This window comes from Veillonella parvula, from assembly GCF_001553335.1.
GTDB classification, from domain to species: domain Bacteria; phylum Bacillota; class Negativicutes; order Veillonellales; family Veillonellaceae; genus Veillonella; species Veillonella parvula_S.
On the sequence record NZ_KQ960779.1, the window covers coordinates 1 to 7,236 of the forward strand.

A 7,236-nucleotide genomic window follows, 5' to 3' on the forward strand; every position below is an offset into this window, starting at 1 on the left:
CTTGTATGGGATTTTATCGTACGCTTCACGGTATTCTGGTCGCACGTATTTGCGATCTGGAATCCCCATGCCCGCTACGATACGATCCCCTTCACCAAGAGCAATGATAGTTTCTATGGAGTTTTGCCACATCGCCACCACACGCTCGGGCACCGCCGTATAGGTACTTTCAAAAGGTTCCCCTCGGCGTACAAAGGATTCAATTGTCACTGGTGGCTGCAATTCGATATGTGCTGGTGTAGACTGATGGTCCTCAACAGTTACCTGCTGAGGACCACAACCTACACATATTAATAGACATAGTATTAATACGCTGAATCTAATCATTAGAATTTATATTTCGCCCCAATCATGAAGGAACGTGCTGGCATAGCCGCACTACCACGACCATTGTAAGCACTATAGCTTGTTTCATAAGCGCGGTTAAGAACGTTATTTACCACGATGTACGCAGTTAAATCTTTTGTTACATCATAGTTGAGGTTCCAGTCCACGATGAGGAAACGTCTATGAGTGAATGCATAGTCACTGTTACCAGTGTACCAATTAATCAACAAGCCAGAATATAGACGCTTGTTATCATAGGAAATGTTCAATGCATAGTGGTTTTGCGGACGCAAGCTATTAATAGCCACATTGATATCATCGCTATTGCTATAACCCCAGTTTGGATCAAGAATCCAACCACCTTTAGATAACCATTTATCTTTCATATGAGAGTAAGACGCACTCATTGTTACATGTTCATTTAATCTGTGGTCTACTGTAATATTGAAAGATTGTTTGTTTTCTTTTGCATTAACTGCTGTTTTTTCAAACTCGCCTGTTCTGCTATTCAAAATTGGCAATGTAGCGATAGCATTTCTCATACGCGTGTAATCATAATGAACTGCTACAGTAGTATTATTACCTTTACCAAATGTATGTAATAGGCCCCATGTGAAAGCATCGCCTCTTTCGTCATCTAACGGTGTATTAAATACGCCATCAGTCGCACTATAGTCGCCTGTTTTAAGCGGTCTTAAGATACGAGTCCACCCAGCGTACATGCTAGTCTTCTTGTTAAATTTAACCTGACCATGCAAGCTAGGAGTCAAGGCGCTTACACTACCTTTACCTTGGGAGTCACCGCTGCCATTACCTTGAATGCTGCTATAGTGTACATAGCGCAATGCTGGTGTTAATTCCACATTGTTACCAATGTAGATTTTATCTTGCAAATAAGCATATAAAGTATTGCGACGAATATCAGAAGACACTACATCACCATTACGTTTAATAGAACGGGAGTTCAAATTAGAGCGACTATAGTCGATATTAGCAATAATATCATGCTTATCAAGTTGGCGAGTCCATTGAAGCTCTACGCCTGTTTTGTTTTCTTTATACCATCTATTTGGGCTACCTGCCATACCACCTGTGTCAGCAATCCATTGACGCAATGCATCACGACGATCAGGGAATGGTGCCAAATTGGAATCAACCCAGGCATTGAATTGCTCTACAGTAGCACCATTAGGGAATGCCGCCGCATAGGCGGCACGTGCAGCATCACTACCAAGCTTAGACCATGTATATGTATCACGACCTTCATATCGATGATCTAAACGATACAATCTAGCAAAGCTTTCCATTTGGCCTTGGCGATCGAAAGTAAACTTCAAATCTGTGTCCAAGTTTTTAAACTTACTATAAGAGCCGTAGTTACCATCTAAAGCGAATAAATTGTGGTAGCCAGGGTTTCTGGAGTCACCATACAACTTAGGTGCATAACCTTGTGGATTTTCATCTGGATCTACATATTTAGGATCTGTTTTCAACTTGTAATTAATATCATATTGGCCAACTTCAGCATTGAAAATAATGCGACGCCAATCATCTGCATTCCAGTATTTCCGGCTTGGTGTAGAAATTGGATACCCATCGCGACCTTTTTTGAAGTTCATTGAGAACTGTAAGCTTTGTTTCTTATTGAACTCATGGTCAATACGTGCATTAAATCCTTCTTCTTTCCACTTAGAACCAGTAAGTGTAGCTACTTCACCAGTATCGCCATCTTTGTATTTTGAGTCTTGAGACATAGTGCGAGTAGCTGTTACAAAGTAACCAGTAGACGCATTCTTACCTGCCGCACCTTGCACAGTCAAATTGTAGCTGTGTTTATTCCAGCTACCTGTAGCCAAATCAACGGAACCGTTGAAATCACCTTTACCACGGCGTGTAATAATATTGATTACACCACCTGTAGCATCAGAACCGTATTGAGAAGCGCCAGGGCCTTTGATAACTTCGATTTTATCAATAGCATCCATATTGGTTACTTCATCGATGTTAACACCTGTAGATTTAGAGCCTCTTTCAGAGCTATCACCTAAACGACCAGATGTAATATTGTCTACACGACGACCATCAACCAAAACTACAACGCGAGAGTCACCATTGATGGACACACCATTATTGTAGAATTGGTAGCCATACTCACCACCACGGTAACCAGGATTTTGGAATGTAACACCTGGAACGCGTTTAATCGCTTCAGTTACATCGCGATAATGACGTTTTTCAATCTCTTCACGAGTGATAACCTTTACATCACCACCAGTACGGTAATAAGATTGCTCAGTAATGGTATTACCATACTCATCCTTAGCCGCATCGGCTTTCACCGAAACATTATGAACCTCATAACCTTTGAAGTTCTCATCATACGCATATGCTTGATACGTACTTAACGCTAACGTTGCTGCAATAGCAGTAGATAAAATATGACGACTTGTCATAAACCCTCCACACACAATAAAAACACAATAAAAAATATTAAAGCTAATCCCCTAATAAATGCGTCCAATGTATTTTCTTGAATTAAGACTACACACAAACATAATTCATACACTATCAGCTATAGAAGATTAGTTATAACCATAATCTACATTAAGCACAATCGTAACTGGCTCACCTGTTGTATTTTCTATACCCCCAGAGCTCGCCACGAGGTTAGCAGCAGCATTATCGAGAATGCTAGACCCACTGCTACCAATCATTTCCGCACCAGCATAGTTGCCATCCGCATCAAAAGTAACTTCAAAAGAAACCCGTCCACTGAGGCCACGGCGTACCGCTTGTTGAGGCATTACTTTATTACTCTCAACGCGAGCAATATAACCTGAGCTATCGTAGGAGCCCCCACGACGTTCTACATCGCCAGGACCTGGATCGCCACCTTTAGATCCTTCGCCTTCGTCACCAAGCCCACCATTACCAATAGATCCACCACCAGGGCCAGGTATATTTCCACTACCTGGAATGCCAACAGGATTATCGGTGTTGCCTCTTACATTAACAGGTGCAGGTTCATTGCCCCCTAAATAAGGATTCAGATTTTTTAAGCCTTCTGTTGGTTTTCCCGATAAATCAGGCAACACACTACCTGCCTTACCGCCCCCTGCCACAGGCTTATCATCTGGTTGAACCTTTGGCTTCTCTACTTCCTTTTTCTCAGGAGGAGGCTCTATTTGCCCCATATCAAGAGTAATAACCAAATCCTTATGCGGCGTTTCCAATGGTTGCATGCGACTCATAAAATCACCTACCACGCCCCAGTACACAATATTTACGACCAATGCAGCTACGAAAGGAATTCCATATCGTTTATTTACCATAGGATCACTTCCGTTCTGTAGCTACACTAACAAACCGAGCACCACTGATTTTAAGATTATCTAAAATACTGATAACTTCCTTATACGCAATATCCTCAGAGGCGCGCACAATAAATGCCTGTTGAGGTTCTTTTGCAACAATACCTTGAATCTCATTGCCCAATTGATCAGGGGCAATCTCACGTTCATTCAAATACATCTTATGTGTAGCTGTTAATGAAATCGTGATAGGCTCAATCGTCTTCGCGGAAGAAGAGGAAGCCTTCGGTAAGTTAAGAGGAATTTGTTCCTCTGTATTCATATACAACGTACTCATCATGAAAAATACGAGCAAGAAGAAAACGATATCAATCATAGGTATAATCATGATGGTAGGTTCTTTTTGTATGCCTACTGAACTACGTTTCATCGTTGACTCCTAATATATAAATCCATGATAGAACCTAATTTTTGCTCTAATTTTGCGATATCAGAGTTTACCTTATCTGTACACCAACTATGGATGACTAATGCTACGATGGCTACTGAAAGCCCCGTTGCAGTTGCAATCAACGCTTCGGATACGCCACCTGTAATAACAGTAGGTGCACCAATATCGCCACCAACGGCTGCGAAGGAGCGGATCATACCAACTACAGTACCCAAAAGGCCAAGTAATGGCGCCATTGTTACCATCATGCTAAGCCAGTTAAGACCACGTTTTAAACGTTCATCCATGTAACCTACCACATCATGTAACCGGTTCTCTAAACCTTCCGTACTATATACAGACTCCACGATAGGAGACACGAATCTACTCAATGCGTCATCACTATTTTTTATAGAATTTTCTAGAGTAGACCAATTATTACTATTACGACCTGCATCAATGCTATCGGACAACTGTTGTAACTCATGATTGATGTTTCTGTACGTACGAATACGTTCAAATAAAATAGTACATGCTGCTAACATGAATAGTACAAGTGGATACATAACGAAACCACCTGCATTAAATAGGTGAATTGTATACTCCATCATAGCCTCCATATAATGTATAAAATTACGTATTATTTAACAAAAAAATGGTCATCTATATTATTAGATTAACCACCAACATTGACATTATCCTATAAAGCATGTATAAGTACAATAACCCTATACCCCCTACCGTTATGGTATTTCTATAGGATTCCATTCTAAGCACATATTTCATCCACCTTAAATATACATCTATCCACTATATATAGACAATATTAAGCCATTGCATAAATACTTCATAATTATTATAAAAAATATAATAATTATATCTATTAAAACTATGCTCAATAAGATAATTCCTCATATTTTATGGTTGAAAATTATTATAATTCACATTCCATTATCAAAAATCTTTTGTATTTTTATGAACTTATTATTACTTTATGAATATAATTTATTTACACATGAACAATATTTATACTCTAAGGTTATCAATATCTTTACAGTCTATTTCTTACTCGTATATCCCTCAATACATCTTATAAACTTATTAACATATAAACTTATACGCAAACTATAAAAATTACAATCCATATAAAAAGAGGACTAAGCCTTCATGGGCTCAGTCCTCTGATTATTCTGATTATAATAGCATAAATCCTTAAAGCAAATTATATGCCATTTATAACTCTCATTTATTTTTTAGCTTTATCAGCTTTTACCTTTTTATTTTCTTTTACCTTTTTAGGTTTTTCTTGTTTAACCTTCACTGGTTTTTTCGCATTAACAGCAGAACCTGCAGGCTTTACAAATGCATTGTTAAGATTTGTTGCCACTTGCAATGCTACGTCCGCATTTGGCGTAGAAACAATGGATTGACCAGCTACCGTTACAGTGTCACCACTATAGGATGCAGAACCTGACGTAATTTGATTGTTATGATACAATCGTGCCAACTTACCAGCCATGTAATAAGCGCGCTCTTCTCCTGTGTAGCGGCCACTACCTGCTGGAGTATAGATATTATCACCGTTTACGTACACAGTACCATTCGATACGTTTACATGATTCCCAGAATATGTGTACATACGAGAAATATTATTGTTCACTCGATCGGACAACTTTGGATGATTGTTAGGCGCTACCACTTGTGAAAGCCCTTCACGGTAGTGTTCCCCTACTTTGTTGCGTAGTACTGCCATAGAACCAGCTGCACCACCTACATTATATGGAGATTCACTTAAAATCTTAAAGCCTAACTCATCAGCGGCTTTTTCTTGGCTCATCGTAAACACTTGATTGGATAAGTAGTTGCCTGCCACATTAGATAAAATAGCCGCACCTTCACTACCACCAGCGGCAATGCCGACCGCTGTAGAAAGACCGATTTGCTTCTTAGCACCATTAATAATATCTTTATGCTCGCCATGAGAGATCTCATGAGCCATTACATAGGCCAATTGATCATCATCCAGTGTATCTAGAGCACCCTTGTTAATGGACATAACACGACCAAGTGTGGCAAACGCATTGAACTCCTCATCAGGATTTGCATATACAACATAAGAACGCTTTACACTAGGTGTAGCCTCTAATGTCTTCATGATACGATTTACACGCTCTTGGGCTGCATTATCGTTTAAGTAACCAGTTTTCTCTTTTGTGCGTGCCAAACTCTCCTGTTGCCCCTCTGCAGAATTATCCATTTTATTTAATGCAGTAGATACGTAAGCCATAGCAATAGCACCACCAGCTAAGGATTGTACCGCAGCAGACGCAGCATTAACAGAAGCCGTTTGCATCATACTAGGTGCCATTGTCACTGCCATAGCAACAGATAAGGTAGCCGCTGTAAGTTTCTTATTCATTCTCTCAACCTCTCATAATGATAAATATATCACTCATAATTTACATACTATCTATATAATATAAGTTTAGTGTAAATATAAAATGAATAATGGAACAATCATTCATCTATCATAAGATATTGCAAATTGTTGTAGTTAATTCAAGTATTGCTGACTACTGATCTGTCGTTACTGGTTTAGCTGAAAGTACTACTGCTTCTTTACCATCTTTAGACACCGCACTGCCATGTGTATAGCCTACTACATCAAAGCCCGCCTCAGCACACTGCTCTGCGATGCTTTCATAATTTTCATTCTTACCACGCGTACATGTAGAAAGATGTACCGTAGTAACACCCTTTTTCTTAAAAGACTCGATTTTCTTAGCAAGATCCCCACCACTATGTGTGAACCCCACCAACTCAATATCCTCATCAGCATAACGCTCAAAAGAATCCGCTTTATTCATAAATGCTTTCAAACAACCGCCACAAGAACAGCGCTGCATTGTCTCCTCATTAACGAGGACCGCAATTTTTTTAGACATATGACCTCCTATAAATATGATATAAACCTAAGTATACCATATCCATGAGAAAAATATGTGCTTCAAAGCACGATAATTAATACTAATTATATAAGTAACTCCTTCAACGTCTACTGCTTTGCTCATTAGTTCCCTTAAAAGAATAAAAATCCATACAAAAAAGACACACCCTCAGGTGTGCCTTTAATTAATCAGCGGCTTCCTATCCTCCCAGGCCGTCTCC

The 7,236-nt window shown here is 39.4% G+C and carries 6 protein-coding genes and 1 pseudogene; all 7 read right to left on the reverse strand.

What is annotated here, in order from left to right; all coding sequences use genetic code 11:
- Positions 1-327 (reverse strand): annotated as a pseudogene (locus tag HMPREF1865_RS01365) (ABC transporter substrate-binding protein); the annotation flags it as partial.
- Positions 327-2,780 carry a TonB-dependent receptor plug domain-containing protein gene (locus HMPREF1865_RS01370; protein WP_060918953.1) on the reverse strand — a complete coding sequence of 818 codons (2,454 nt, stop codon included), beginning with the start codon at positions 2,778-2,780 and terminating at the stop codon, positions 327-329. The gene HMPREF1865_RS01370 and the pseudogene HMPREF1865_RS01365, both read right to left, overlap by 1 nt.
- A gap of 129 nt (positions 2,781-2,909) precedes the next feature.
- Positions 2,910-3,659, reverse strand: a complete 750-nt coding sequence (locus HMPREF1865_RS01375) for a TonB family protein (protein ID WP_060918954.1) — start codon at positions 3,657-3,659, stop codon at positions 2,910-2,912.
- A gap of 4 nt (positions 3,660-3,663) precedes the next feature.
- On the reverse strand, positions 3,664-4,068 hold the full coding sequence (locus tag HMPREF1865_RS01380; RefSeq protein ID WP_060918955.1) for an ExbD/TolR family protein: 405 nt from the start codon (positions 4,066-4,068) through the stop codon (positions 3,664-3,666).
- Complete coding sequence (locus tag HMPREF1865_RS01385; protein WP_060918956.1) at positions 4,065-4,676, reverse strand: MotA/TolQ/ExbB proton channel family protein; 612 nt, start codon at positions 4,674-4,676, stop codon at positions 4,065-4,067. The genes HMPREF1865_RS01380 and HMPREF1865_RS01385 overlap by 4 nt, the downstream gene beginning before the upstream one ends.
- A 638-nt stretch (positions 4,677-5,314) precedes the next feature.
- On the reverse strand, positions 5,315-6,487 hold the full coding sequence (locus HMPREF1865_RS01390; protein ID WP_060918957.1) for a M48 family metallopeptidase: 1,173 nt from the start codon (positions 6,485-6,487) through the stop codon (positions 5,315-5,317).
- A 154-nt stretch (positions 6,488-6,641) separates the two neighbouring features.
- The gene (locus tag HMPREF1865_RS01395; protein WP_060918958.1) at positions 6,642-7,013 is read right to left on the reverse strand and encodes a CGGC domain-containing protein; all 372 of its coding nucleotides are present in this window, start codon (positions 7,011-7,013) and stop codon (positions 6,642-6,644) included.
- Positions 7,014-7,236: the final 223 nt, after the last annotated feature.

Excerpts from the sequence above, each read along its gene's own strand:
- HMPREF1865_RS01370 (WP_060918953.1), bottom strand. The coding sequence starts at position 2,780 with ATGACAAGTCGTCATATTTTATCTACTGCTATTGCAGCAACGTTAGCG.
- HMPREF1865_RS01375 (WP_060918954.1), bottom strand. The coding sequence starts at position 3,659 with ATGGTAAATAAACGATATGGAATTCCTTTCGTAGCTGCATTGGTCGTA.
- HMPREF1865_RS01380 (WP_060918955.1), bottom strand. The coding sequence starts at position 4,068 with ATGAAACGTAGTTCAGTAGGCATACAAAAAGAACCTACCATCATGATT.
- HMPREF1865_RS01385 (WP_060918956.1), bottom strand. The coding sequence starts at position 4,676 with ATGGAGTATACAATTCACCTATTTAATGCAGGTGGTTTCGTTATGTAT.
- HMPREF1865_RS01390 (WP_060918957.1), bottom strand. The coding sequence starts at position 6,487 with ATGAATAAGAAACTTACAGCGGCTACCTTATCTGTTGCTATGGCAGTG.
- HMPREF1865_RS01395 (WP_060918958.1), bottom strand. The coding sequence starts at position 7,013 with ATGTCTAAAAAAATTGCGGTCCTCGTTAATGAGGAGACAATGCAGCGC.